General features: G+C 65.2%; 21 protein-coding genes and 2 pseudogenes. 11 read left to right on the forward strand and 12 right to left on the reverse strand.

What is annotated here, in order from left to right:
- Positions 1–60: 60 nt before the first annotated feature.
- Positions 61–1,497, reverse strand: coding sequence for an IS30 family transposase (locus NHL51_RS03410; protein WP_434142185.1), 1,437 nt, complete (start codon positions 1,495–1,497; stop codon positions 61–63).
- Positions 1,483–1,620, reverse strand: a pseudogene (locus tag NHL51_RS03415) (transposase); the annotation flags it as partial. The pseudogene NHL51_RS03415 and the gene NHL51_RS03410, both read right to left, overlap by 15 nt.
- Before the next feature lie 54 nt (positions 1,621–1,674).
- Between NHL51_RS03415 and NHL51_RS03420 the strand changes: the two are divergent.
- A pseudogene (locus NHL51_RS03420) lies at positions 1,675–2,162 on the forward strand (integrase core domain-containing protein); the annotation flags it as partial.
- Positions 2,163–2,232: 70 nt separating this feature from the next.
- Here the strand turns inward: NHL51_RS03420 and NHL51_RS03425 are convergent.
- Both NHL51_RS03425 and NHL51_RS03430 read right to left on the reverse strand, forming a co-directional pair.
- Positions 2,233–2,904, reverse strand: coding sequence for a GCN5 family acetyltransferase (locus tag NHL51_RS03425; protein WP_434141770.1), 672 nt, complete (start codon positions 2,902–2,904; stop codon positions 2,233–2,235).
- 122 nt (positions 2,905–3,026) lie between these two features.
- Complete coding sequence (locus NHL51_RS03430; RefSeq protein WP_434141771.1) at positions 3,027–3,767, reverse strand: LmeA family phospholipid-binding protein; 741 nt, start codon at positions 3,765–3,767, stop codon at positions 3,027–3,029.
- 185 nt (positions 3,768–3,952) lie between these two features.
- On the opposite strand from NHL51_RS03430, the gene NHL51_RS03435 reads away from it, so the two are divergent.
- On the forward strand, positions 3,953–5,164 hold the full coding sequence (locus NHL51_RS03435) for a glycosyltransferase (RefSeq protein WP_434141772.1): 1,212 nt from the start codon (positions 3,953–3,955) through the stop codon (positions 5,162–5,164).
- Positions 5,165–5,197: 33 nt separating this feature from the next.
- Here NHL51_RS03435 and NHL51_RS03440 read toward each other — a convergent pair whose 3' ends face one another.
- From NHL51_RS03440 to NHL51_RS03455, 4 genes are all read right to left on the reverse strand, one after another.
- Positions 5,198–6,238, reverse strand: a complete 1,041-nt coding sequence (locus NHL51_RS03440; RefSeq protein WP_434141773.1) for a DUF4436 family protein — start codon at positions 6,236–6,238, stop codon at positions 5,198–5,200.
- A 102-nt stretch (positions 6,239–6,340) separates the two neighbouring features.
- Complete coding sequence (locus NHL51_RS03445) at positions 6,341–7,540, reverse strand: hypothetical protein (protein ID WP_434141774.1); 1,200 nt, start codon at positions 7,538–7,540, stop codon at positions 6,341–6,343.
- A gap of 9 nt (positions 7,541–7,549) precedes the next feature.
- On the reverse strand, positions 7,550–9,343 hold the full coding sequence (locus NHL51_RS03450; protein ID WP_434141775.1) for an ABC transporter ATP-binding protein: 1,794 nt from the start codon (positions 9,341–9,343) through the stop codon (positions 7,550–7,552).
- A 60-nt stretch (positions 9,344–9,403) separates the two neighbouring features.
- Positions 9,404–10,513 carry a DegT/DnrJ/EryC1/StrS family aminotransferase gene (locus tag NHL51_RS03455; RefSeq protein WP_434141776.1) on the reverse strand — a complete coding sequence of 370 codons (1,110 nt, stop codon included), beginning with the start codon at positions 10,511–10,513 and terminating at the stop codon, positions 9,404–9,406.
- Positions 10,514–10,557: 44 nt separating this feature from the next.
- Between NHL51_RS03455 and NHL51_RS03460 the strand changes: the two genes are divergently transcribed.
- Both NHL51_RS03460 and NHL51_RS03465 read left to right on the forward strand, forming a co-directional pair.
- Entirely contained in the window at positions 10,558–11,262 is a 705-nt protein-coding gene (locus NHL51_RS03460; protein WP_434141777.1) for a glycosyltransferase family 2 protein, read from the forward strand.
- Between the two features lie 10 nt (positions 11,263–11,272).
- Positions 11,273–11,626: a DUF2304 domain-containing protein gene (locus tag NHL51_RS03465; protein WP_208046016.1), complete on the forward strand. Its 354-nt coding sequence runs from the start codon at positions 11,273–11,275 to the stop codon at positions 11,624–11,626.
- 16 nt (positions 11,627–11,642) lie between these two features.
- Here NHL51_RS03465 and NHL51_RS03470 read toward each other — a convergent pair whose 3' ends face one another.
- On the reverse strand, positions 11,643–12,155 hold the full coding sequence (locus NHL51_RS03470; RefSeq protein WP_434141778.1) for a DUF1990 family protein: 513 nt from the start codon (positions 12,153–12,155) through the stop codon (positions 11,643–11,645).
- 120 nt (positions 12,156–12,275) lie between these two features.
- Here NHL51_RS03470 and NHL51_RS03475 point away from each other — a divergent pair, with 120 nt between their 5' ends.
- Genes NHL51_RS03475 through NHL51_RS03485 form a run of 3 tightly spaced genes read left to right on the forward strand, consistent with a single transcriptional unit; the run spans position 12,276 to position 14,694 of the window.
- Positions 12,276–13,274 (forward strand): Gfo/Idh/MocA family oxidoreductase, encoded by a 999-nt coding sequence (locus NHL51_RS03475; RefSeq protein ID WP_434141779.1) that lies wholly within the window; start codon positions 12,276–12,278, stop codon positions 13,272–13,274.
- Positions 13,267–13,989, forward strand: coding sequence for a DapH/DapD/GlmU-related protein (locus NHL51_RS03480; protein ID WP_434141780.1), 723 nt, complete (start codon positions 13,267–13,269; stop codon positions 13,987–13,989). The genes NHL51_RS03475 and NHL51_RS03480 overlap by 8 nt, the downstream gene beginning before the upstream one ends.
- Positions 13,990–14,025: 36 nt before the next feature.
- Complete coding sequence (locus NHL51_RS03485; protein ID WP_434141781.1) at positions 14,026–14,694, forward strand: hypothetical protein; 669 nt, start codon at positions 14,026–14,028, stop codon at positions 14,692–14,694.
- A 21-nt stretch (positions 14,695–14,715) separates the two neighbouring features.
- Here NHL51_RS03485 and NHL51_RS03490 read toward each other — a convergent pair whose 3' ends face one another.
- Positions 14,716–17,199 carry a glycosyltransferase gene (locus NHL51_RS03490; RefSeq protein WP_434141782.1) on the reverse strand — a complete coding sequence of 828 codons (2,484 nt, stop codon included), beginning with the start codon at positions 17,197–17,199 and terminating at the stop codon, positions 14,716–14,718.
- A gap of 220 nt (positions 17,200–17,419) precedes the next feature.
- Between NHL51_RS03490 and NHL51_RS03495 the strand changes: the two genes are divergently transcribed.
- Both NHL51_RS03495 and NHL51_RS03500 read left to right on the forward strand, forming a co-directional pair.
- Positions 17,420–18,511 carry an NAD-dependent epimerase/dehydratase family protein gene (locus NHL51_RS03495; protein WP_434141783.1) on the forward strand — a complete coding sequence of 364 codons (1,092 nt, stop codon included), beginning with the start codon at positions 17,420–17,422 and terminating at the stop codon, positions 18,509–18,511.
- Entirely contained in the window at positions 18,495–19,661 is a 1,167-nt protein-coding gene (locus NHL51_RS03500; protein ID WP_434141784.1) for an acyltransferase family protein, read from the forward strand. The genes NHL51_RS03495 and NHL51_RS03500 overlap by 17 nt, the downstream gene beginning before the upstream one ends.
- A 59-nt stretch (positions 19,662–19,720) precedes the next feature.
- Here the strand turns inward: NHL51_RS03500 and NHL51_RS03505 are convergent, their stop codons facing one another.
- Together NHL51_RS03505 and NHL51_RS03510 are read right to left on the reverse strand one after the other, a co-directional pair.
- Complete coding sequence (locus NHL51_RS03505; RefSeq protein WP_434142187.1) at positions 19,721–20,791, reverse strand: glycosyltransferase family 2 protein; 1,071 nt, start codon at positions 20,789–20,791, stop codon at positions 19,721–19,723.
- A gap of 14 nt (positions 20,792–20,805) precedes the next feature.
- Positions 20,806–21,693: a hypothetical protein gene (locus NHL51_RS03510; protein ID WP_434141785.1), complete on the reverse strand. Its 888-nt coding sequence runs from the start codon at positions 21,691–21,693 to the stop codon at positions 20,806–20,808.
- A gap of 230 nt (positions 21,694–21,923) precedes the next feature.
- Here NHL51_RS03510 and NHL51_RS03515 point away from each other — a divergent pair, with 230 nt between their 5' ends.
- Both NHL51_RS03515 and NHL51_RS03520 read left to right on the forward strand, forming a co-directional pair.
- The gene (locus NHL51_RS03515; RefSeq protein WP_434141786.1) at positions 21,924–23,984 is read left to right on the forward strand and encodes a hypothetical protein; all 2,061 of its coding nucleotides are present in this window, start codon (positions 21,924–21,926) and stop codon (positions 23,982–23,984) included.
- Positions 23,985–23,996: 12 nt separating this feature from the next.
- Positions 23,997–25,055: a glycosyltransferase family 2 protein gene (locus tag NHL51_RS03520; RefSeq protein ID WP_434141787.1), complete on the forward strand. Its 1,059-nt coding sequence runs from the start codon at positions 23,997–23,999 to the stop codon at positions 25,053–25,055.
- Positions 25,056–25,057: the final 2 nt, after the last annotated feature.

Below are 25,057 nucleotides of genomic sequence, written 5' to 3' on the forward strand. Positions count from 1 at the left end.
GGCGGACATCACGTATGTCGCGACGTGGCGGATTCCAGTGGTCGTCGCAACAGTTGATACTTATGCAGGTTCCAGTAAAGCAGCTATCCGCTCTGCCGGAGTGTCCCAGCCCAACGACTTTCGGGGGCGCCCGTTCAACTCCTCCGCAATCATGGCAAGCTGCTCCAATGTGAACTGGCGAAGATCAGCCCCTTTGGGGAGGTACTGACGCAACAGCCCGTTCGTGTTCTCGTTCGTGCCTCGCTGCCAAGGAGAGCCCGGATCACAGAAGTACACATCCATTTCAGTGGCGACAGTGAACGCTTTGTGCTCAGCCATCTCAGCGCCTTGATCCCACGTCAAAGAGCGACGCAACTGCTCAGGCAATGGGTGAAGAGCACGCACGAGGCTCTCTCGTACAGACTCAGCCCCATGATCGCCAGGCAAATGCCCCAGTACGACGTATCTCGTGTTCCGCTCTACGAGCGTCGCGACTGCTGAACGGTTTTGCGTACCCGCGATCAGATCACCCTCCCAATGTCCCGGGAGCACACGATCATCGACATCGCTTGGCCGTTGGGAAATGGGCACCATCTCGTCCACGAATCTCGGGGTGCGCTGCTCGGAAATCTTGCGTGGCTTGCGTCGTTTGCGACCGCGCCGAAGCGAAGCGGCAAGCTCACGTTTCAATTCACCTTTGGCATGCACATATATTGCTTGGTTGATCGTTTCAGCACACACCCGCATCTCCATCTCGTCGGGGTGGTCTTTCCGTAGACGGTGGGCGATCTGCTCAGGCGACCACCGCTTTTCAAGTTTCGCAGCAACATAGTCCCGCAACGGTCCGGGGGCCGCGAGCTTCACTGCTTTCGGCCGGAACCTTCGTTTCACCGAAAGCCGATGCGCGGTATGGGGCAGATAGTGCCCCCGCCCGGTCGTATTGCGTTGCAGCTCTCTGCTGATCGTTGAAGGGGCCCGCCCGAGGTGTGATGCGATCTTCCGAATCGAGAGCCCTTGCGCGGAGAGGTCTTTAATGTGCTCACGTTCTCGCAGGCTCAAATACCTGGCACTGATGACTTGCTCTACCCGGCCTAACCGGATGTGCTCGCCTTGTGCCCACGTGGTTCTTGGTCGTCTCACATTGGCAAGTATCTCGTCTTGGTTATACAGCACGACCCTGCCGTCCGGGTAGATCCGTCCTTTTGCGAATGACCTGATCCCGCGGTCCCAGTCCATCGCCTGGCGCTGTTCGATACCAAGCTGCCTGGCCGCGTCAGCACGAAGGACGCCATCTGCGCGCAGGCGCAGAAACTCGGCTTTCCGTTCGTTCGCATCGTCACTGGTGAAGATACCGGCGCGATGCGCCCACGCATACCCTGTCACCCGATTGATGCCGAGCTCGCGTGACACTTTCGATACGTTCCGCACCTGGGCAAGCCGCGCCACGAAGCGGGCTTTCTCCTCGTCTGAATATTTCCTCGGCGAGCTTCGCGAGGTCGATAATCCTGCCTGTTTCACCCACCGATAGCCGGTATGAGGTGACACCCCGACAGCTATTGCGGCAGCGCGAATTGTTGCCCCTCGATCGACAGCCGCGAGCACTGCCTGTTTCTGCTCGTGACTGTACTTCTGCTCTGCCATTCCCACTCCAAACTCCGAGTGTTGCAACGACCACTGGAATCCGCCCCGTGGCAGGGCTTCGCGTATACGGCGTTCGTGATCGACGTGTTCAGCCGTCGGATCGTGGGCTGGAACGTTGCCTCGACGCTGAAGGCGGACGTGTTGCCGTTGCAGGCGTTGAACATGGCCGCGTTCACCGCTGACGGCCGCTGGACGAGCTCGTTCATCACGCCGGTCACGGCTCGAACTACCTCTCCATCGTCTATACCGATCGGAACGCGGAACTCGGCGCGAAGCCCTCGACCGGGACCGTCGGCGACTCGTATGACAATGCCCTCGCGGAGGCAGTGAACAGTCTCTACAAGGCCGAGCTGATCCGTCGGCGGGGTCCGTGGCGGACGGTCGAGCAGGTCGAGCTCGCGACGCTCGAGTACGTGTGGTGGTGGAACAACTCCCGCCTCCATGGTGAGCTCGGCTACCGCACCCCAGTCGAGGTCGAGCAGGCGTATTACGCTGGCCAGGAATCACCCTCCCTTGCCCTTGCCGGGCAAGCCTCCCGATAGGAACGAAACCCAGGGCGATTCAAACGGAGTCACTGCCTGGCTGAACTATTCAACAGACACGCTCTAGGGTTCAGTAGTTCTCAGCGGGTACGTTCTCGAACCACCAGAACGGGTGGGTCAGAATCTGCATGATGGGTTCGCGCCCCACCCAGTCGCCGAAGTGGCCTTCGCGCCAGCGGCCGCTGGAGTCGCTCAGGTACTTCATCGTGGGCATCATGAAGCGGCTCTCATAGGCGTGGTAGCGCACGGTCGGAGACCAGCGGGCGAGCAGCGAGTCGGCGAACTCCACCCCGCCCATGCGTGCGGGCTCGTGCGAGCTGAATCCGGTGAGCTGCCGGCCGACCGCGGCTTCGAAGACGCTGCGCTGCCGCTCGGCCCATTCGAGGTTGTCGCCGCCGACCACATCGCACAGCCCGCCTTCGAGGTGCAGCTGAACCTCGTGCCCGAGGGCTTCGAGCTCGCGGATGGTGCGCAGCGACGGCAGGCTCAGCAGGTTGTACCCGCGGGCGTGCACGCGCAGGAAGTACGAGGCGGTGCAGCCGACGCGCGCTTCGAGCCGCGCGACGCGGGCCGCGAGCTCCAGATCGTTGTCGATGTCGTGGCGCAGGATCAGATGCTTCTCACGCGGGTCGTCGAGAAAGCCCGCGAAGTGCGTGGCCTCGTAGCCGGCCTTTCGATAGGCCTTCAGGGTCTCCTCGTAGGAGTGGAGCGAAAAATCCAGCGGATACGACGGCAGAGTCATGAAGTCTCGGGCTCCCAGGGCGCGGTCGGGCGCCACGACGGGTCGCAGGCGCAGAACAATCAAACATTACAGCAGGCAATGTCAACCCCATTGACACACTACGAACTTACCCGTAGGTGCTCCTAGTCGCAGGTGCCGGCGCGCATCTCCGCCGGGTCGGACAGGATGGTCGGCGCGAGGTCGACCGTGACGAGCAACCCGCCGTCGGCGGTGACTTCGACGCCGGTGATCGTGAAGCCCTGCGGCAGAGAATCCCGCATGCAGACCGTGCTCGGCTGGGCGAGCTCGGCGCCGCCCATCGCGAGCAGCTCGTCGAGCGATACCGGGGAATCGGGGTTCTCGCGCAGTTCGGGCGAGATCTGCAGCTCGTTCGCGTCGCCGGGCGTGATGGCGATGGCCGCCGAGATCGGAATCTGCATGCCGCCGACGTCGAAGCTCGAGTCGACGAGGATCTCGCCGTTCTCGATGGTCGCCGACTGCCAGGCGTCGCCGGCCATGAGCCCGAGGATCGTGCCCATCTCGTCGGCGGGGAAGGTGAGCTGCATCGATCCCTGCTCGATCTCGCCCTTCGACGGGTCGAAGGGCGCCGAGTGCGCGTGCAGCACGACGTCGGGCACGATGCCCTCGCCGACGGGCAGCTCGGGCACGTGGATGCGGGTGTCGGGGATGCGCCCCTGCACTGCGGAGACGAGCGCGATGCCCTTCGTGCTCACCTCGACCGGGTGGGCGGCGTCGAGGTGGAACTGCGAGCGCATCGCCTCGGCGATCTGCTTCGGGATGATGATGCGCAGCGCGACCTCCCCCGCGCCGACGATGAGAATCGCCACCAGTACCCAGATCGCGATCTTCTTCATTGCAGACATGCGTCTCGTCTCACCACTTCTCTCGATTTCGAATGTGCCCCGCAAGACTGTAGTTTCCGGGCCCGGTGCGGCGCCGCGGCGTACGAGCTTGCACCTAGTGGTGTTCCGCGAGTTCATGCCGTTGCGGGCCTCTTCGGCCGGCCTCGCCCGATGCGGCACTCAGCGTTCGCCTACACTCCGGGTGCATGAGCGCACCACGAGTTGACGTGACGATCGCTGTGCATACGAGCACACGGCCCATTGCACGAGCTGTGGGTTCAGTGATCGACCACACTGCGGCCCCCGTGCGCGTCATCGTCGTCGCGCACAACATCGAATCCGGCATCATCCGCGCCAACCTCGGCGCGTACGCCGCCGACCCCAGAGTCGAGGTGCTCGAGCTGCGCGACGGCATCCCGTCGCCCGCCGGGCCGATGAACTTCGGCTTCGCCAGCTCGACGGCGCCCTTCATCTCTCTGATCGGCTCGGACGACGAACTCGAACCCGGGGCGATCGACTCGTGGCTCGCGATGCAGCGTCGAACGGGCGCCGAAGCGGTGCTTGCCCGCATCATCGACCACGGCAGAACCGACCCCTATCCCCCGGTGCGCGGCGGCCGCCGATTCGAGGGCCTCGACGCCGTGCGCGATCGTCTGGCCTACCGCAGCACCCCGGTCGGTCTGCTCAGCCGGGAGCGCTTCGGGCAGCTGCGACTCGCCGAGGGGCTTCCTTCGGGCGAGGACATTCCCTACTCGCTCTCGGTGTTCTTCACCGCGCAGAAGCTCGCGTACGATCTGCACGGCCCCGCCTACGTGCTGAATGAGGATGCCGAGGACCGGGTCACCGCCGAACCGCGCGAGGTCATGCTCGACTTCGGGTTCTTGCGCGAGGTCGAGCGCCTCGAATGGTTCGCGCAGGCGCCCGCCGACATGCGCCGCTCGATCGTGCTCAAGCTCATCCGCATGCATTTCCTCGACGCCGTGCGCGCACGCACGCAGAACGAGCAGCAGTTCTGGGCGAGCGAGCCCGACCTCGCTGCCGTCGCCGAAGAGCTGAAGGCCCTCTCGCCGGGCGTGCTCGGCTGGCTGTCGATGTCGCACCGGGCGCTCGTCGATGAGATCACGGCCGCCCGCCCGTCGTACGCACGCGTGCGGCAGCTCGTCGACGCCACGGCTCACTACAACCGCCCCACGGCCCTGATCAGCTCGCAGCCGTTGCTCGCACTGCACAGCCAGGCCCCGTTCCGCACGCTGCTCGCCGGGTTCCTCGCCCAGCGCACCGCGCGCCCGCGCCCCGTGGCCGAGCGTTCGGCTGCCGGCAGGGCCGTCGATGCCGTGAAGCCCCGCCTGCTGCAGCTGGCCGGCGGGTTCACCGCGGTCTCGGTCGGCGCCTCAGAACTGCAGACGATGTTCGTCTAGCTCCCGACCCGGGTCAGCCGGGCGGTTGCTCACTCAGCGCCCGGCCGGCTCGACCAGCGTCTGCGGTTGTGGCGGAGCCGCGGCCTGCGGCTCGGGCTCCGCCGTGCGCTGGCGGTACCAGGCGACCACGCTGAACAACAGTGCGAGAATGAGGCCCGCGATGACCCAGAGCACCACGAGGTAGTCGACCCACGACCCGACCGGCGGCTGCCCGGGCAAGAAGTTGCGCAGCGTCGGGGTCGCGAAGAGCATGCCGGCGTTCCAGGTGAAGAAGGCCGGTTCGGCACGGAGCTTGCCGCGCAGGCACTGAATAGCGACGGTCAGCCCGAGCACGGGCAGCATGACCATCAGCCCGAGCAGCACGATGCCGAAGACGATCGTCGCGGGCTCCCGCTGCGCCTCGATCAGGTAGGTCTGCACCACCGCACCGCTGTCGGGGTCGGTGAACGCCAGCTCGGGGTCGGAGCGCAGCGAGATGCTCCACCCGGGCACGTCGTGGTCGCCGAGTGTGAGCACGGCCGGCAGCGACTGCTCGTACGCGGCGAGCTCGGCGTCGTCGGCGCCCACCGGCGCCCCGGGATTCGGGGAGGGCCGGTAGACGTCGACCATGGTCTGCGCCTCGTGCCGGTCGAACGGCCATAGCTCGATCGAACCGGTCGTGTTGAGCGAGACCTTCGTCGGGGCGATGGGGCGGTTCGCCTCGAAGCTCAGCTCCTGCCCGCTGTGCTCGGAGGTCATGTACACCTCGAGGTCGGTCATCACCGACAGGCCGTCGATGGCCGTCATGAGCCCGCCCTCGCGAAAGCTCAGATCGGCGATCAGGCGATCTCCCGCTGCGTCCACTTCGCTCGGCGTGATCATGAGCTCGATCTGTTTCTCCGACACCGCATACTTCTCGGCGTCGCCCCGGGTGCCGCCGGTCGCGTGCAGCGTCACCACGAGCGCATACAGCATGAGCACGACGAGCGATGCGGTGATCACGAGGGTCTTGAACGGCGGAGGCGAGTAGTCGGCCCCGAGCGCATGCGTTCGCCGCTCCTTGCGCGGCCGCGCGCGCGGTGTCTGAGGGTTCATCTGCTCCGAGGGTCGAGGCCGAGGGGTCGTGTCGACCCAGAGTAGAGTCGCACACGAGCACCCGCGGCGCCCTTCAGTGAAAACCCGTAATCGACGGCCGGGTCAGTCGAGCCAGTGCTCGCGCAGCACGCCGGCGGCCATCCGCCCGTCGTGCACTTCGCTCACGAACTCGACGCCAGTGCGGCTCAACGCGTCGAACTCGGCGTCGGCCGCGAGCCCGCGCAGCACGGTCTCGAGGGTGTCGGGGTTCGCCTCGACGATCGGCAGCTCGCGGCCGCTCGCTGCGGCGACCGCTTCGCGCACCTGCGCCGAAACCTGCCCGACGACGGCGCAGCCGGCGGCCATCGATTCGCAGGCGGCGACGCCGTACGAGCCGAGGCGGAACTGGTCGAGCAGCACATCGGTCTCGGCGAACACCGCGGGCATCTCGGCCGACGCGATGCCCTGCAGCACCCGGAACTCGATGACGCCTTCGGCGGCGAGCTTCTCGAGCGTCGGCATGATGAGCGGAGTGCCCTTGAGCACCGGGTTCGACGGCGCGTGCACGACCCGCAGCGGGGCGGCCGGGTCGCGGGGCGGCCGCTCGGTCGCGGCCCAGCGCGCCGTGTCGACGGAGACGGGGCACCAGGCGGCCTGCGGCACGTCGAGCAGCAGATCGGGGGTCGAGACGAAGAGCTTGCGGGCGCTCGCCTGCAGCAGCTCTATGTTGCGCGCGGCGACGTCTTCGAGGCGCGGCAGGTAGACCGACTCGTCGCGGTAGTACGACCACTCGCTCTGGTCGCGGTGCCGCGACGGCAGCCGCGCATCGGTGCCGTGAGCGAGATAGGCGACGTCGACGCCGCGCTCGAGCAGCGCCTCGGCCTGGCGTTCGACCGATCGGCCCATGAGGCGCCCGAACGGCGGCTCCTCGGCCTCGATGAGCACGTGGGTGGCGTTCTCGGCGACGGCGTCGAACTGGCGCTGCTGCCAGTCGGCGTCGTTGTGGTACGTACCGGTCGGCACGAGCAGGTCCGATTCGAAGGCGAAGCCGCCCGGCATGGTGACCGCCATGTTGCGCGCCGAGATGCGATCGCTCGAGCGCTCGAGCGACTCGGCCCAGGCCCGCCCCTGCGCCGCATAGTTCACGGGCGCGATGAGCAGCCGGGTCGGCACGCGGAGGTCGAACTCGGTGACCCCCACGCTTCCGCGCGGCTCGGGGCGACCGAGGCGGCGCGCGGCGAGGCGGCCGAGCGGGCTCATCGGCGCATCGGCGATGCCGTCGATGACCTTGTTCGCCCAGCCGGGAAGCCGGTTCCGATCCATGGGTGCGCGCTACCTCTCGTTCGGGCCCGGTTCACCGGCCGCGCGGCCAGTGCCGAGCTCGCCGGCGAGCCCGGCGAGCAGCACCTGTTCGCCGAACGCCGAGTGGCCCGCGGCGACCTCGGCAAAGGTGCCCTGCGCGGCAATGCGGCCGCCGTCGAGGTAGCAGATCTTGTCGTAGTCCTTGATGGTCGACAGGCGGTGCGCGACCGAGATGAGGGTCGTCTGACCCTGCAGCTCCTTGATCGCCTTCGTCACCTCGTCTTCCGTCTTCGTGTCGAGCGAGCTGGTCGCCTCGTCGAGCACGAGCACGAGCGGGTTCGTGTAGAGCGCGCGGGCGATGCCGAGGCGCTGCTGCTGCCCGCCCGAGAGCGAGACGCCGCGTTCGCCGATGCGCTCGTCGATGCCGTGCTCCCGGCCGGCGACGAGCGTGGCGAGCTGCGCGCGTTCGAGGGCGTACTGCACGCGTTCCCGGTCGATGTCATCGGACCAGGTGAGCGCGACGTTCTGGGCGATGGTGCCGTCGAAGAGCGCGACGCGCTGCGGCACGTAGCCGACGCGGCCGCGCCACTGCTGCAGCACCGTGCGCAGCGGGTCGGCGTCGATGTCGATCGAGCCGCTGCCGGGCTGGCTGAGGCCGAGAATCAGGTCGATGAGCGTCGACTTGCCGGCGCCCGAGGGGCCGACGATGCCGAGGGAGCTGCCGAGCGGGATGTCGAGATCGAGACCGCGGATCACGTCGTCGGGCGAGCCGGGGTACCGGAAGTTCACGTCGGTGAACCGCAGGTGCTGCGGCCGCTCGTCGAGCCGGGCGGTGTCGTCGGGCACCTGCGAGGTGAGCAGGTCGTGCTCGGCCGAGGTGAGGTCGGTGATGACGTCGCGGGTGGTGGCGACGCCCTGGCCGGCCTGCACGAGCGCGGCCTGCATGCCCGTCAGGGCGGGGATCATGCGGAAGCCCGTTGCTGCGAACAGCGCGACCGAAGCGAGCGCGGCCGTCATGTTGCCGTTCACGACGAACGAGCTGACACCGATGAGCACGACACCGCCGATGAGGGCCGCCTCGAAGGCGAAGCCGGGCACGACGCTCAGGAAGGAGATGTTCGCCCGCGCGCGCACGGCGTGGGTGCGGTTCTTGCTGACGAGGCCCGCGACCTCGCCCAGCCGACCGCGCAGGCTGAGCTCCTTGAGCGCCTCGATCATCTCGGTCATGAGGTTCGCGACACGGTAGGTGTAATCGAGGCCCACCTGGCCGGCGACGAGCGCCCGCTTCGTGACGACCGCGTGCACCAGGTAGGCGACGAGGCCGAGGTATACGAGGGCGACGAGCGAGGTGACGGGGTCGGCGAAGACGAGCACGCCGAGCACCGCCACGAAGGTGAAGAAGAGGCTCGGTACGCGGGCGATGGGCAGCACGAAGTTCTGCATCGACATGGCGATGCCCTGATCGGCGATGCGGGTGACCTCGGCGACGGTGCGCTTCGAGCGCTGCTCCCAGCTCGAGTTGATGTAGGCGTGGAAGAGGCGGTCGCCGATCTCCTGCTCGTAGCGCGCGAAGCGGCGGGTCGCGAACCAGTGCAGCGTCACCGCGAGCACCGACTTCAGAATGACGAGGCCGATCGCGGTGCCCGCGAGCAGCGGCACCGAGTCCTGGCCGAGCTCGCCGAGCAGCGGCACCGTGAACGTGCCGCCCGACAGCGCCGGGCCGATCACGATGGCCAGGAGGCCCATGGCGACCGCGTCGAGCGCGGTGATCGCGGTAGTGGCGATCACATAGCCGATGAAGTACCGGCGTGCGCCTGCCGGCATGATCGGCAGCAGTTCGCGAAGAGTTCTCCAGATCTCCTTCATGAGGCCCGCAGGTCGGCGTTACGCGCCCGCGCCGAGCACGGCGGTCATCGCCGACACGATGCGCTCGATGTCGCCATCGGTCAGCGACGGGTGCACCGGCAGCGAAAGCACCTCGGCTGCAGCCTTCTCGGTCTCGGGCAGATCGAGGCCCGGGGCGAAGCGGGTGAGCGAGGGCAGGCGGTGGTTCGGGATCGGGTAGTAGACGCCCGAGCCGATCTGATGCTCGTCGTTCAGTGCCTGGCGGATGCGGTCGCGCTCGCCGGCGTCGACGCGGATCGTGTACTGGTGGTAGACGTGCACGGCGCCCTCGGCGACCTTCGGCGTCTGCACGCCGGCGAGGCCTGCGAGGCCTGCGGTGAGCGCGGCGGCGTTGGCCTGGCGCTGCGCGGTCCACGCGTCGACCTTGGTGAGTTGCACGCGGCCGATGGCGGCGTGGATGTCGGTCATGCGCGCGTTGAAGCCGATGACCTCGTTCTCGTACTGCTTCTCCATGCCCTGGTTGCGCAGCACGCGCACGTTGCGGGCGATCTCGGCGCTGCCGCAGGTGACCATGCCGCCCTCGCCCGAGGTCATGTTCTTGGTCGGGTAGAGGCTGAACATGGCGAAGTCGCCGTAGGTGCCGACGGGGCGACCGTTCCACGAGGCGCCGTGCGCCTGCGCGGCATCCTCGTAGATGGCGAGGCCGTGCTCCTGGGCGATGGCGTCGATCTCGTCGACGAGGTAGGGGTGGCCGTAGAGGTGCACGCCCATGATGCCCTTGGTGCGCGGCGTGATCGCGGCGCGCACGGCGTCGGGGGCGATGGTGAAGTAGTCGGGCTCGATGTCGACGAACACCGGCGTCGCGCCGGTGAGGGCGACCGAGTTCGCGGTGGCCGCAAAGGTGAACGACGGCACGATGACCTCGTCGCCCGCGCCGACGCCCGCGGCGAGCAGGCCGAGGTGCTGGCCGCTCGTACCCGAGTTCACGGCGGCGGTTTCGCGTCCGTTCACGAAGTGCTCGGCGAACTCGCGTTCGAAAGCGGCGACCTCGGGGCCCTGTGCGATCATCCCGGATCGCAGCACCCGGTCAACGGCGGCGCGTTCTTCGTCGCCAATAATCGGCTTCGCCGCGGGAATGAACTCGACCATGGAGGTGACCTTCTTTCGATTCGTCCGTCTGCCAGAATAGTCGTATGAGCTTCAATCCGGCCGAGCACCCCGCTGCCAGCGCCGACAATCGCGATGTTTGGGTGGTCATTCCGCTCTACAACGAGGCGACGGTCATCGCTGAAGTCATCGCGGGTCTGCTGCCGGTCTTCCCGAATGTCGTCTGCATCGACGACGGTTCGCGCGACGGTTCGGGGGCTGTGGCGCGCGCCGCGGGCGCCCGCGTGGTGTCGCATCCGATCAACCTCGGCCAGGGAGCGGCGCTGCAGACGGGTTTCGAGTACGCCGTCGAGCACGACGCGCGGTTCGTGGTCACGTTCGATGCCGATGGCCAGCACCGCGTCGTCGACGCCGAGGCGATGGTCGCGCGGGCCCGTGCCGAAGACCTGTCGATCGTGTTCGGTTCGCGCTTCCTCGACGACCGCACGAAGCCCGGGCTCTTGAAGCGCATCGTGCTGAAGACCGCGGTGGTCGCGACGAACTGGACGACGAAGACGAAGCTCACCGACGCGCACAACGGCCTGCGCGTGATTCGCGAGGATGCGCTGCGCCAGGTGAAGCTGCGTCAGGATCGCATGGCGCACGGCACCGAGATCGTGATGCAGCTGGGCCGCACGGGTCTGCCGTACGCCGAGCAGCCGGTCGAGGTGCTGTACACCGACTACTCGCGCAGCAAGGGCCAGTCACTCTTGAATTCGATCAACATCCTCATCGAGCTGGTCATCCGGTAAGGGGGACGCCATGACTGTTTTCCAGCTGCTGCTCATCGCCGTCATCGCCATCGGTGCGATCTTCGCGTTGCGCCTGCTGTCGGGCGATCGCTCGCTCGCGGTGAAGCGCATGCTCGCGATCCTCTTCGCGGTGTGCGCGGTGCTCGCGATCCTCTTCCCGCAGCTGCTCACCTGGGTGGCGAATCTGTTCGGCATCGGCCGCGGCGCCGACCTGCTGCTCTACGTGTTCGTACTGGCGTCGCTCGTATTCGCGCTGATCTCGGTGCGCACTCGGGCCCGCCAGGATGCCCGAGTGACCGAGCTTGCCCGGTCGGTCGCGCTCATGGAGGCGCGGCTCTCGGAGCGGCAGGACGAGGGCCGGTAGGACGCCGTTCAGCCTTCTACGCGCCTGCGCCGCGCATCGGTTCGCCGAGCACGGCGAGATAGCGGCGGGTCATGCGCGCCTGCACGAGGCGGGCGATCGGCCCGCCGAGGCGCGTGTACCAGCGCGCCGGCTGCGAGAACGCGGTGATGCGGAACACGACGTCGCCCGACGCGTCGAGCCGGAGTTCGAAGCGCTCCTCGCCGCGTTCCGGGTGCCCCTGCAGGGTGCCGTAGGCGAATCCGCAGAGTTCGGCGCTCCGCTCCGCCCATACGACAAGGCACGGCGCCGTGAACTTCAGCGGACCGAAACGCAGGCGCATCTCCACGCGGCTCCCGAGGCGCAGCGGCGCCTGCGACAGCTGCACCTCGGCGCCCGCGCGCCGCTGCACTTCCCCTGCGAAGAGGTCTGCGCCGGCACGCTCGAACGCCTCGCGCCCGTGCCCGATGACGCGTTCGGCGCGCACATGGTGGAAGCCTGCGGGCAGATCGCCCGCGGTCGCGCCGACCTCCGAATAGGTGAGGGTGAACACGCGTCAATCGTAGGCCAGCGCCCTCCTGCGGAGCCGGAGCACCGCGGGCGGTAGAATTCTTCTCATGCATTGCCCCGCAACCCTGCGGGCGCAGAGACTACTTCGGAGGTTCTTCGCACTATGACCATCAGAATGGGCGTCATCGGGCTCGGCATGATGGGGCGCCACCACGCACGTGTGGCGCGCGAAGTAGAAGGGGTCGAACTGGTCGCCGTCGCCGACGCGATGGGCGACCCGCACGGCGTCGCGGGGTCGCTGCCCCGCTTCGAGAGCGTCGCGCAGCTCGTCGAGCACGGCATCGATGCGGCCGTGGTCGCCGTGCCCACGCAGTTCCACGAGGCCGTCGGCCTCGAGCTCGCGGAGGCGGGCGTGCACGCGCTCATCGAGAAGCCCATCGCCGAGTCGATCGATGCGGGCCGGCGCCTCGTCGAAGCGTTCGATTCGCGCGGCCTGATCGGCGCAGTCGGGCACATCGAGCGCTTCAACCCGGCGCTCGTCGAGCTGCGCAAGCGCCTCGAGAACGGCGAGCTCGGCCAGGTGTACCAGATCCACACCCGCCGCCAGGGCCCGTTCCCCGGCCGCATCGCCGACGTGGGCGTCATCAAGGATCTGGGCAGCCACGACATCGATCTGACCTCGTGGCTCGCGAAGTCGGCGTACGCCGATGTCGCCGCGCAGACCGCGTTCAAGAGCGGCCGCGACCACGAAGACATGGTGACGATCTCGGCGAAGCTCGAGAACGGCATCATCACGAACCACCTGGTGAACTGGCTGACCCCGTTCAAGGAGCGCATGACGCTCGTCACTGGCGAGCGCGGCGCCTTCGTCGCCGACACATTGAATGTCGATCTCACCTTCTTCGAGAACGGCACCTTCGACACCGAGTGGGAGGCGCTGCATAACTTCCGCGGCGTGAGCGAGGGCACGATGACCCGCTTCGCGATCGAGAAGCGCGAACCGCTGAAAGCCGAGCACGAGGCCTTCCGCGATCGCATCCTGGGCAAGGCGACCGAGGCAGTCAGCCTGCAGCAGGGCCTCGAGGTGCTGCGCGTCTGCGAGGCGTCGATCGAATCGGCGAAGACCGGTGCGACCGTGCACCTCGGCGGTTCCGGTGAGTGATGGTCTGATCAGCCCGGCGGCATTCGTCGGGCCGGGCGTCGAGCTCGGCGCACGCGTCTCGATCGGCCCGGGCGCGATCGTGCTGGGCCCGTGCACCATCGGCGACGACGTATTCATCGGCGCGGGCGCCCAGATCGGCGCACCGCCCGAGATGACCGACCAGCCCCAGAACGCCGCCTGGTCGGGCGACCTCGCCCATGCGGGTGTGCGCATCGAAGCTGGCGCGGTGATCCGCGAGGGCGCCGTCATCCATCAGGGCAGCTACCGCGCGACCACCGTCGGCGCGGGCGCCTGGGTGCTGAACCGCGCCTACCTCGCGCACGACGTGCTGCTCGGGGCCGGCAGCACCGTGAGCGCGGGGGTCAGCATCGGCGGCCACTGCGTCATCGGAGCACGCGTCAACATCGGCATGAACGCATCGATTCACCAGCGGGTGTTCGTCGGCGCGGGTTGCATGGTGGGCATGGGCACTCCCCTCGCCCGCGATCTGCCCCCGTATGTGAAGGCCTTCGGCTCGCCGGCGCGCATTCGCGGCCTGAACTCGATCGGCATGCAGCGCCACGGCATCGATGAGGCGCAGATCGAGGCACTGCAGCAGGCGTACGCGCAGGGCGATCTGCTGCTCGACGGCATCGTCGAGTGGTCGGGCGACTTCGCGGCCGACGTGGCTCAGTGGCGCGAGCGCGACCACCGCCAGCCCGCGGCGCAAGCGTAGCTTTCGGGAGCTCCAGTTCTGGGATAGCCTCAGGCCATGAGCAAGCAACGTGTCGTCAAGGCCTTGGCCGCAGCCTGTGCGGCGGCACTCCTCGTCGGTCTGAGCGCCTGCTCCACCGAGACTCCTCCGCAAGCGAAGCCCACGACGCCACCAGTCGCAACGCAGTCGCCCAGTACGCCGAAGGAGACATCCGAGGAGTCCCCGACCGAAACGCCGGCTGCCGATCCCGTTCCGATCCAGCTTCTAGACTGCGCAGACCTTATCCCCGTCGAGACGGTCAGGTCACTCACCGGCCATACGGGGTTCGAAGTCACTCCCTCTGAGGCTTTTCCGCAGGCCTCTCCATATGAAGGACCGGTCGCCAGCGATACGTTCATGAATGCCGTGCAGTCGAAGGTGTGCGTCTGGGGAGTGCCCGACACCGACGGTCTCACGCAGGTAATCGTCACCGAGATCACGGATACAGCACGGGCAACTCTTACGTCGGCGCTCGACGACTCTGTGTTCACCAAGACAGCCACTGGGAACACCGTGGCATACATGGAGCCGTACGACCGCGGTCTTGGCGGACCCTGGTATCGGACCTATCTGTTCAACGGCAACATCTGGGTGTCCGAGTTCAGCAATTACCCCGAAGCGCCTCTCGGCAGCTTTGCTCTCGAGCAGACTCTGGCAGCGAACCCGCATCCGTTGGCCCGCCCGTAAGAATCCCGGAGCGAACTGTTCCTACTGCCCGAGCCGCTGCTTGACCTTACGGACGACAGCACCCGGCCCCTGACGCACCAGCAGCAGGCTCGCACGGCGCACGTCCTCGACGATGCCGTTCTGGCCCGCAGGGCGCCGTCGCTTCTGCCGCTTCGCACCTGGGGCATCGACGCGAACTTCGCCGCGACGCACTCGATCGGCCGCATAGTGCGCGTTGCCGACGAAGTCGACGAGGGGCTCGAGCACATTGCCCCACTCGTATTCGCCGCGTACATTGCGGATTGCCTTCTGCGCGGCGGCCAGCTTGCCCTTGCCGAACAGCAGATCTTCGATCGCTGCGGCGAGCGCATCCACATCTCCCGCTGGCACGGCGCGGCCGAGACCGCGGTCGTCGACGAGCTCGGCGAAGTGGTCGCCCTCGGTAACCACCATGGGCAGCTCGGCCCAGAGGTAGTCGAGGATGCGGGTGCGGAAGCTGAAGGTGGTCTCGATGTGCGAGTGATGGGTGCTCACGCCGAGGTCGGCTTCGACCAGATAGTTGCCGCGGTCCTTGTAATCGACCCATGAGCCGTTGAAGAAGACGTTGCTGTCTGCGACGCCGAGCTCCTGGGCGAGGGCGCGCGAGTCGCTGACGATCTTCATCTCGGGCACGCCCGGGTGCGGGTGCTTGGTGCCGAGGAAGTAGAGCTTCACCTCGGGGTGGGTCTCGGCGACCTTCGCGACCGCACGGATGAGGGCTATCGGATCGAACCAGTTGTAGAGCCCGCCGCTCCACAGCAGCAGCTTGTCGTTTTCACCGATGCCCGGGTGCACGCCCTTCAGCACCTTCTTCTCGTGGGCAGGGGGCTCGGCCTCGAGGCCGAACGGCACGACGCTGATGAGGCCGGTGAGGTCGGGGTCGTCGGCGTAGTTCGCGGGATTGATGCGGCCGAGGGCTGCGAGCTGCCCGAGGTAGAAGTGCCGCTGGCGTTCGGAGGCGCACAGGAAGTAGTCGCCGCGGGTGAGCTGCTCGTTGAGCACCGTCGTCGCGTCGGCGGTGGCGCGAGTCCACGCTTCCTCGCCCTGCGGGCGGCCCTGTTCGAGCTGTTCGAGGTGCATCGGGTCGTAGATGTCGACGACGAGTACCTTCTGGGTCTTGCGGATCGACGGGAAGAGCGCCATCGCAAGGCCCTGGAAGATGATGACGTCAGCCCAGTCCTCGTGCTGAGCCATCGCCTTGTTGTCGCCGGGCTTCACGGTATCGATCTCGAAGTCCGCGTCGAGTGGTTCGTTGCCGGCGAGGCTGACAATCCGCACATCGTTGTCGGGAGCGAGAGCTTCGGCCATGTGCCAGGCTCGGATCGCGGGGCCCGCCATCTTCACGCCGAGCGGGTCGCCCGTAATGATGAGCACCCGTGTGCGCGCCGGCTCGTTGAGCACGTCGAACGATTCAGTGATATGTCGATATCCCTTCATGAATTCCTTCCCGACGAATGACGGGGCATTCGTTTCGAGGAAGAGCTTATGCATCGCATGCTCTGGCTTCACTCGGGTCGCTTGGATCTCTTTCCGGGAAGCGGTGAGCGACGGAAGCTCCTGAATGAACTGGTCGATCGCGTAGAGCGTTGCGATCGTGTCCTTCGAGATCGCTTCGGTCAGCTCGTGATCGGCTCCTGCATTGCGAATGTCGTACGACGTCGAGTCCAGGTCGCCTCGAGTGATGCTCCGACGGACTGCGAGCAGCAAGGTCGCTGCGAGGGTTTCATCGATCTGCTCCGAACCGAGGTTCTTGTAGAGCGTGTAGAGCGCATTGCGCTCGAGCAGGTAGGTCTCCTTGTACGCCCCGAGCTTGTCCATGCTCGCGTGGTGCTTGTGGAAGGCGAGCGATGCGGGTTCGTAGGCATAGCGGTAGCCCTTGAGGTTCAGCCGCCAGCCGAAGTCGACGTCCTCGAAGAACATGAAGAATCGCTCGTCGAAGCCGCCGAGCTCCTCGTACACCCCGCGGCGCACGAACATCGCCGATCCGGTACCGAAGAGCACGTCGTGCGGCAGGTCGGGCTTGTCTGGGATCTCGAGCCCGGAATACGGTTTGTAGCCCATACCGAACCACGTGAGACCGGCATCGATGAAGTCGACCTTGTCGCCTTCCCAGTTCAGCACTCGGCTCGCCACTGCGCCGATTCTCGATGATTCGTCGAATCGGCGCACTGCCTCGCGCACCCACCCGGTGTCGGGCTTCGCATCGTTGTTGAGGAAGCCGACGATGTCGCCGGTGCTGTGTTTCACCCCGAGGTTGCAGCCGCCGGCGAACCCGAGATTCTCCTTTGACTTGATGAGCTTTACGTGAGGAGCGGCCGCTGCGATCCGCTCGGCGCTGTCGTCTCCCGAAGCGTTCTCGACGACAACGATCTCGAGCTGCGCCTTCGGCCAGTCGATACTGTCCAGATGGCGAACGGCTTCGATCGTGTCTTCCGCTCCACGAAAATTGACGAGCACGATGGAAACCGACGAATGGTCTGCGTTCATGTAGTTCGATCTCCTCTAGGCGAAAAGCCGGATTGCTCCCGGTGAAGCAGGCGTAGGACAGGTCACGAGCCTCACGTTATATCTACAGCCATCGTAGTTGCTCGCCTTTCGGCGCTCCTGATCGGCCCGGGTTGCACTGGCGAATTCGCCTATATCCCGGGGTGGTCGGCAATAATAGTGAGGTGCGGCCCTTCCGCATCGATTCGTCTAGGAGTGATTTGTGACCGGAACAGACCTTGCCCATCGCCCCCTTGGGCGCACTCTCGTCACCGGTGGGGCAGGCTTCATCGGCACAGCGATCTCTTCGCTCCTCGATACGGCCACTCAGATTGTCGCGTTCGACAACCTGCACCCGCAGATCCACGCGACTGGCGAACGCCCGACAGAGCTCGATAGCCGTGTCGAACTCGTCGTCGGAGATGTCAGTTCGGCTGAGGACTGGGATCGCGTGCTCAGCAATTTCAAGCCCGATACCGTCATCCACCTTGCGGCAGAGACCGGAACTGGTCAGTCCCTGAGCGAATCCACTCGCCATGCGACCGTGAACGTCGTCGGCACGACCCAGATGCTCGATGCGTTCCGTCGCAATGAGGCCATGCCTCAGCGAATCGTGCTAACGAGCAGCCGTGCCGTGTACGGTGAAGGCGCATGGGCCGATGCCGAGGGTGCGCTGCACTACCCGGGTCAGCGTTCCGTAGCACAGCTCGAGGCTGCGCAGTGGGACTTCGAGGGACTCGCTCCCGTCGCGATGGATGCCTTGGTCGTGAATCCGAGCCCGGTGAGCGTCTATGCCGCCACGAAGCTCGCCCAGGAGCATCTCGTGCGCACCTGGGCCGAATCGTTCGACATCGAGGCGGTCATCGTGCGCCTGCAGAACGTCTATGGCCCCGGGCAGTCACTGATCAACCCGTACACCGGCATCATGTCGCTGTTCTGCCGTATGGCTATGGGCGGCAAGTCGATCCCGCTCTACGAAGACGGTGAAGTCCGTCGTGATTTCATCCTCATCGATGACGTCGCCAGCGCTGTCGTTGCTGCCGCGAGCGTCGCCGGCGTCGACAGCGAGCCGATCGATATTGGACTCGGCACGATGCACACCATCGGCGATGCAGCACAGCTCATCAGCGCGGAGTACGGCGCCCCTGCGCCCCACGTCAACGGCGCATACCGCCTCGGCGACGTCCGCCATGCATGGGCGAACATCTCGCGCGCCCGCGAGGTGCTCGGCTGGGAGCCCCAGGTCGATCTCGCTCAAGGCATCCATCGTCTCGCTGCTTGGATCAACGAGCAGCCCGATGTCCAGCCCGCCTAAGGTCGCGATGGCAGAGCCCACGAAAGGTAAGACCTCGAGCCGTCCGAAGTTCGGCGCACCGCTGGACCCGAAGAACAACAGCCTGAACCTCATCAGGTTGTTTCTGGCCTCGCTCGTCCTTTTCGCCCACACCTACTTCATCATCGGGCTCCCGCCGGAATCGCAGCCGCTCCTCGGCGATCAGCACCTTGGGGTCTGGGCGGTGGCCGGATTCTTCGCGGTCAGCGGATACCTCATCACGGCGAGCCGCCAGCGTTCCCGCTTCGCCGACTTCCTGATCCTGCGCATCGGAAGGATCTTCCCGGCCTTCATCGTGGTACTCCTCGTGACCGCGTTCCTGTTCGGGCCGATCGCGCACTTCATCAATCACGGGACTCTCAGCGGGTACCTGCGAACCGGCACGAGCCCGATGAGCTATATCTTCTTGAATCTCTTCCTCGAGGTGCGCACCTACGCGATCGGCGATACGCTTTCGTACGTCCCGTACCCTGATGCTTGGAACGGCTCACTCTGGACTCTCTACTACGAGTTCCTCTGCTATATCTTCGTCGGCGTCTTCCTGATCTGGCGCCGCGCGCGCACTTCCGTGTGGCCGATCATCCTCGCGTTCTTCGTATCGGTGCTGGTCTACGCGAAGATCGATTTCTTCCTGTCATTCGTGGATGGCAACCCCTCTTTCCGGCTGCTGGCGATGCTCTTGCCGTACTTCCTCGGCGGCGCCGTCGCAAGAGTCCTGCTCCCGTACTTCGGTCTCCACTGGCTCTCCGGCGTAGCGTCCCTGCTCATCGTGATCTTCGGGATCGAGTTCGGCCCGAGTTGGACGGCCGAGCTGCTCGCGCCGCTGCTCGCCTACGGCCTGCTCTGGCTCTCCACTGTGATTCCTCAACCCAAGTGGATCGCGCAGAACGATGTCTCCTACGGCATCTACGTGTACGCATTCCCTGTGCAGCAGCTCCTAGCGGTGTTCGGCCTCGTCACGCTCGGGCCGATACTGTTCAGCGTTCTTGCTCTGTCGATCACCGCCGTCTTCGCTGTCAGCAGCTGGTACCTCGTCGAGCGCCCCGCACTGCGCCGCACTCGGTTGGCCACCGGCCGCAGCGCCGACAGAGTCAGTCAACCACCGGCAGAGAAAGCCACGGTCGCCCCTTAGGCGATACGAACAAAGGGCGCGTGCGGTGTATACCGCACGCGCCCTTTGTGTTCTGCGCGCTACTTCCCGCGCAGGCTGCGTACCTTGCGCGTCACCTTCCGCAGGGGCGCGGTCACCTTCCATGACGTGCTGTTCAAGAAGTCGTTCACGACCTGCATATCGACAACGGCACGATCCTCTACTTGCTTCACGGATTCCACGATCGACGCCGGTGCGCCCTCGGGCAGAATCGACGGGCGAGAGTTCAGCTTCTTCCGGACACGATCCTCCGACGCCTTCCACGATGCGCGGTCATGCTCGGTGTAGCTCGACGTCACACCGGTCCAGAGTCGGTATATTGCAGTCAGCTCGTCGATCGAGTGCACGCCGAGCAGAAATGCGCCGCGGAGGATGAGGTCCCAGTCCTCGCAGACATCCAGCACTTCGTCGAAGCGCTCTCCCCAGAGGAAGAACAGCTCGCGGGGGAACGCCACGGACATGAATGGCGAGTGGTTGACCTCGAGATGCCGCTCGTACTCGAAGTTACGAAGATACTCGGCTTTCGGCCACGTCAGCGTGCGGAACCCCAGGACTCCGCCGGGCCACACTTCGGAGCGAACCTTCTGCGTCGAAGCGATCGCACGCAGCAATCGGCTCGGGTTCTGCTCGGCGGCGCTGTGGAAGGCCTCAACCCAATTGCCGAACACCATGTCGTCGTCATCGAAGAAGACGAAGTATCGACCGCGGCCCACCTCGATGGCTTCATTCAGCGGGCGCGAACGGCCGCCGCCCTGCACATCGATGAGCTGAACACGAGACCTGAAGCTCGGCATCTGCCAGTCGACGATCTCCCGAAGCGACGACAGGACTGCTTCATCGGTATTGTGCGCCATTAACAGGAGTTCGAAGTCCTGATCGGTCTGGCCGACCAGAGTCAGAAGCGCATCCTGCAGCGCTTCAAGCTTCTTACCCTGAGTGCGCATCACGACCGACAGAAACGGCCGATCCTCATCGATCTCTCGCCCGGCTTTCAATACACTCAGCACCTCGGCGAGCGACTTCTTCAGCCGCTCGTCTGCATTGCTACCGGCGATATCTTCGAGCCATCGCTCAGCGGCGGGGCTGTGCACGTCAAACGCATCATCCGTCATCTTCACATGCCCTTCTAGTAGCGGTGCTCGGTGTAGTTGCCGGCCACGAACCTGGCCACTTCGTTCTCCGCGTCAATGCGCGCGGGCAGCTTGCCCTGCGCGCGACGCTGTTCGAATGCGGCCAGCGCCTTCTGCAGGTCGGGATTGCTCGAACGAGAGAACGCGCGGAGGTTCTGCTTGAGCACGTCATCCCGCGAGTACTTGAACGCGAGCAGCAGCGCGGCTTCAGCGGAGTAGTAGCGCTCCGCATTCGATGAAGGCCAGTCACCTGTCGGAGTCAAACGCTTGTCGTGGAAGAGGCGTGCTGCGGCTTGATACACGACGCGCTTGCCCGCCAGACGGACGCGCCAGGAGAAATCGACATCGTCGCAGTAGAGGAAGAAGGTCTCGGAGTCGAACCCCTCGAGCTCTTCGAAGAGAGCGCGGGGAATCAGGGCGCAGGCGGTGGAGCCCCACTCGGTGTCGCCGGTAAGAGTGTCATACTCCTTCGGATGCTCGACGGGGATCTGGCGCGCCTCGATAAAACCGATGTCTTCCGCAGCCGTTCGCAGAAGTACAGAAAGAGTATTCGGGTCCATGAGCGCGTCGGGGTTTAGGATCACCAGTTGAGAGTGCGAGCCGAGCTTCGCCAGACGGTTGTGCCCGCCGGCGGACCCGAGGTTGTCGCCGAACACATCATGTTCGAACTCGCCGCCTTGCGCTTCGACAAGGGACCGAATCTGCTCGAGATGGCCGTCTCCGAGAACGGGTACCGGACTGCCATCGCCCAGTCGAAATGCCCAATCCCCCAGGAGCCCGGAGCCCCGAGCGATGCGTGCCGAATTGCTCACAGCTTCTGCAGCTCGGAGCAGATCGGCAGGGTCATTCGTATAGACGACCGACTGCACATCTAGAGATTCCACGGATTGTCTTCCTTCGCTCGGTTTCAAACGTCAGCCCGCATCTTCCTGATGGGACTGCACACAGCGCTTTCGTAGGTGGGACCGACAACGGTCGACCAGGCACACTGCTCAAAACGAAAGCACACTACACTTATTCGGATATGGTCGGTGCTACCAGGAGGCTACCTAGAATGACGCAGAGACGGTCACGGTCTAGTCTACGACACAGACTGCTCACCGGACTCTTCGCCTTGTCGCTGCTTCTCAGCTTTGGCGCAGTTGCAGGCACTCCAGCGCAGGCAGCTCCTGTCACCGGCTTCAATCCCGGCAACATCATCAGCGATGAGAACTTCTATAACAGCAACGCGATGACTGCTGCAGAGGTTCAGGCATTCCTCAATAAGCAGGTGCCCCGTTGCACAATCGGCGACCCTGGTCGCGCACCGGGCACGGCCATCTACGGCACGACCGTCGCAAGCAACTGCTTGAAGGACGCCTACTTCTCTACATCGTCCCGGGCCGCGAATGCGTACTGCGCGAGTTACGCGGGCAGCCCTTCCGAGAGCGCAGCGACGATCATCACGAAGGCGGCTCGATCCTGCGGGGTCAGCCAGAAGACGCTGCTCGTCATGCTCGAGAAGGAACAGTCGCTCGTCTCCGACACCTGGCCCACAGTGCGCCAGTTCAATGTCGCCATGGGGTACGCCTGCCCGGACAGCGGACCGAACAACTCGGCGAACTGCGACCCCTCCCAGACCGGGTTCATGCAGCAGGTCTACCGAGCGGCCTGGCAGATCAAGGTCTACAAGGCGCATCCGAATAACTACAACTATCGCCCGGGATGGAACACCATCCAGTGGCATCCGAATGTCGCCTGCGGTACGTCGCAGGTCTACATCGAGAATTGGGCGACTGCCGCTCTGTACATCTATACGCCGTATCGCCCGAACCAAGCAGCACTCGATGCAGGATGGGGCACCGGAGACTCCTGCTCCACCTATGGCAACCGAAACTTCTACCTGCTCTTCACCACGTGGTTCGGCAACGCCCAGGCGCCAGACGGAACCCCCTTCGGCGAGCTGAAAGACTTGTGGGCGACGAATAACACCATCCACCTCTGGGGCTGGGCGGTCGACCTCGACGACCGTCAGGCGCCGCTCCAGATACATGTCAAGTTCGGCCCGTCCTGGGCAGCCACGACCGCCAACGCCCCGAATGGCAGCGCCGAGGCCCTGTATCCGGGGTCCGGACCCAACCACGGGTTCGGCCTCGCGTTCACCGCACCGCCCGGTGCGCAGCAAGTCTGCGTGTACGCGAAGAACATCGGCTCAGGCGCAGACCGCCTACTCGGCTGTCAGGAACTCACCGTGCCCGACGGCTCACCCGCAGGCAAGCTCGGAGACCTCTGGGCGACTCCTGGGACCATCAGCATGTGGGGTTGGGCGCTCGATCCTGACACTGTCGACCCGATCGTGCTGCATGTCTCGATCAATGGCCGATGGGCAGTTGTGAACGCCGATGCTCAGAACCTGTCGACGCAGGGGCTGTACCCGAATCACGGAACCAACCACGGCTTCAGCGCGAGGATTCCCGCTGACGCCGGATCGAATAAGGTCTGCGTGTACGCGATCAACCAGGGCCCAGGCAGCAACACCACATTGGGGTGCCGCACTGTAACCGTGCCGAGCGGAAGCCCCGTCGGACAGGTGAAGGAGATGTGGGGTGAATCCGGCGTCATCAAGATGTGGGGTTGGGCCCTCGACCCGGACACGGTGAACCCGATCGACCTGCACGTATCCATTAACGGACGTTGGGCCGTTGTACCTGCGAACGCGCAGAATCTGTCGACCCAGGCGAGCTATCCGAATCACGGCACGAACCACGGTTTCGGAGCGGTCATCCCGGCCGATCCCGGCAGCAACAAGGTCTGCGTCTACGCGATCAACCAGGGCGCCGGCTCGAACACGACGCTAAAGTGCCAGGACGTCGTCGTTCCGAGCAGCGACCCTCGTGGCGAGGTGAAGGAACTCATCGGCTTGCCCGGTCAGATCAGCATGTGGGGTTGGGCCGCCGATCCCGACACCACCGACCCCATTGATCTGCACGTCAGGGTCGACGGGACGCAGTGGTACGTTGTTCCCGCAAATGCACCATATTCAGCAATGGCACAGCTGATGCCCGAAGTCGGTTTGAATCATGGGTTCGGGGCCCGCATCCCAGCCACACCGGGTTCGCATGAGGTGTGCGTGTTCGCCGTCAACGCGGGTCCCGGCTCAAGCAAGACCCTGCGCTGCGCCACTGTGACTTCATAGGAGACTATAGGTATGAACATCTCGCATAACCCCGATTCTCCTGCCCCGGGCTCTGTCGGCAACGTAGGCAGCCGCGTCAAGAACCGCGCACTGCGCCTGGCCGGCATTCAGCGTCTGGCCGAGAACCAGGAGTCGGCAGCTCAACAGCGTGCCGCCGAGATCCTCGACGCCGCCGTCGCAAATCGTCAGGAAATGCGTCAGGAGGTCAATGCGCTCGGAGCACAGATGACCGCAATGCTCGCGGAGATCCGGGTCCGCTGGCAGCAGGAAGACGAGCTGCTCCAGTTCCTGTCCAGACGAGTTCGAGTCGAGATCGAGAGCGATCGACTCGAGCGGGCCAGACCGAACGAGATGATCGAGCTCCTACAGGGGATGCGGGAGAGTTCTGACTACAACGCTGCCTGGGAGGAGGAGCTCCCACTGGTATCGGTTCGGATTGCAAGCTACCGCGACACCGAGGCATTGGTGAATCGGGCTATTCCATCGGTCCAGGCTCAGAGTCACACGAACTGGGAACTGATCATCGTCAACGACGGTCCGAACACGGAAACTCGCGCCGCTGTCGAGGCGATCGGAGACAGCCGCATCCGGTACGAAGAGTTCCCGACGAGAAGTAGATACCCTGAGGACCCGCACCTTCGTTGGATGGTCGCCGGCTCTCCGGGCATGAATCGTGGCGCAGAACTCGCTCGGGGCAGCTGGATCGCTCCGCTCGACGACGACGACGAATTCGACTCAGATCACATCGAGCGATTGCTCGATGTCGCGCGCTCCTCCCGTGCCGAGTTCGCATATGGAGCGATCCGGCAGAAGCGCCTGCTCACCGGAGACGAAGCACGCATCTACAGCGATCCCCCCGTCGCAGGACAGATCAGCATGCAAGCCGCCATCTACCATTCCGGTCTGCGGTTCATGGAGTACGACACCGAGAGCTGGAGAGTCGACGAGCCAGGCGACTGGAACCTTATCCGCCGCATGAAGGACATTGGCGTTCGCATGTCGAGCACCGAGGACTACGTCACTACTGTCCATATGCTCCCCTACCATGCGAAGGACGCAGCCGGGGAGTGAAT

The sequence above is a fragment of the Leucobacter sp. gxy201 genome (genome assembly GCF_051043335.1).
Taxonomy (GTDB): Bacteria; Actinomycetota; Actinomycetes; order Actinomycetales; family Microbacteriaceae; genus Leucobacter.

Excerpts from the sequence above, each read along its gene's own strand:
- NHL51_RS03455 (WP_434141776.1), bottom strand. The coding sequence starts at position 10,513 with ATGGTCGAGTTCATTCCCGCGGCGAAGCCGATTATTGGCGACGAAGAA.
- NHL51_RS03500 (WP_434141784.1), top strand. The coding sequence starts at position 18,495 with ATGTCCAGCCCGCCTAAGGTCGCGATGGCAGAGCCCACGAAAGGTAAG.
- NHL51_RS03490 (WP_434141782.1), bottom strand. The coding sequence starts at position 17,199 with ATGAACGCAGACCATTCGTCGGTTTCCATCGTGCTCGTCAATTTTCGT.
- NHL51_RS03425 (WP_434141770.1), bottom strand. The coding sequence starts at position 2,904 with ATGACTCTGCCGTCGTATCCGCTGGATTTTTCGCTCCACTCCTACGAG.
- NHL51_RS03485 (WP_434141781.1), top strand. The coding sequence starts at position 14,026 with ATGAGCAAGCAACGTGTCGTCAAGGCCTTGGCCGCAGCCTGTGCGGCG.
- NHL51_RS03465 (WP_208046016.1), top strand. The coding sequence starts at position 11,273 with ATGACTGTTTTCCAGCTGCTGCTCATCGCCGTCATCGCCATCGGTGCG.
- NHL51_RS03445 (WP_434141774.1), bottom strand. The coding sequence starts at position 7,540 with ATGGATCGGAACCGGCTTCCCGGCTGGGCGAACAAGGTCATCGACGGC.
- NHL51_RS03430 (WP_434141771.1), bottom strand. The coding sequence starts at position 3,767 with ATGTCTGCAATGAAGAAGATCGCGATCTGGGTACTGGTGGCGATTCTC.
- NHL51_RS03505 (WP_434142187.1), bottom strand. The coding sequence starts at position 20,791 with ATGACGGATGATGCGTTTGACGTGCACAGCCCCGCCGCTGAGCGATGG.
- NHL51_RS03520 (WP_434141787.1), top strand. The coding sequence starts at position 23,997 with ATGAACATCTCGCATAACCCCGATTCTCCTGCCCCGGGCTCTGTCGGC.
- NHL51_RS03460 (WP_434141777.1), top strand. The coding sequence starts at position 10,558 with ATGAGCTTCAATCCGGCCGAGCACCCCGCTGCCAGCGCCGACAATCGC.
- NHL51_RS03435 (WP_434141772.1), top strand. The coding sequence starts at position 3,953 with ATGAGCGCACCACGAGTTGACGTGACGATCGCTGTGCATACGAGCACA.
- NHL51_RS03475 (WP_434141779.1), top strand. The coding sequence starts at position 12,276 with ATGACCATCAGAATGGGCGTCATCGGGCTCGGCATGATGGGGCGCCAC.
- NHL51_RS03450 (WP_434141775.1), bottom strand. The coding sequence starts at position 9,343 with ATGCCGGCAGGCGCACGCCGGTACTTCATCGGCTATGTGATCGCCACT.
- NHL51_RS03440 (WP_434141773.1), bottom strand. The coding sequence starts at position 6,238 with ATGAACCCTCAGACACCGCGCGCGCGGCCGCGCAAGGAGCGGCGAACG.